Origin of the sequence: Xenorhabdus entomophaga (genome assembly GCF_037996725.1) — a bacterium.
Lineage (GTDB): Bacteria > Pseudomonadota > Gammaproteobacteria > Enterobacterales > Enterobacteriaceae > Xenorhabdus > Xenorhabdus khoisanae.
In genome coordinates this window covers 1-215 of sequence record NZ_JBBMXH010000574.1, presented here as the reverse complement: position 1 = coordinate 215, position 215 = coordinate 1, and the positions used below count along the sequence as shown (strand labels likewise).

Here is a 215-nt window from a genome sequence, read left to right as displayed (position 1 = left end):
AACAGTAACCCTGTTATTTCTCCCCGTTTATTCTCCGTGGTTGAATAAAATAGAACGGTTATGGCAATCATTACATGAAACGGTGACACGCAATCATTGTTGCCAATATATAGCAGAATCAACATAACCTGACACATTCGATGTGCTCGGTGAACAACTCATCAACTGAACATCTTTTTTGTCTTCTTATCGCTTTTGCCCCACTCCATTTGTGT

General features: G+C 39.5%; 1 protein-coding gene. It reads left to right on the top strand.

Features of this window, described 5'->3' with window-relative positions; translation table 11 throughout:
• On the top strand, window positions 1-127 hold a 127-nt coding region (locus AAC854_RS24110; RefSeq protein ID WP_340619233.1), incomplete at its 5' end, for a transposase.
• Window positions 128-215 lie beyond the last annotated feature (88 nt).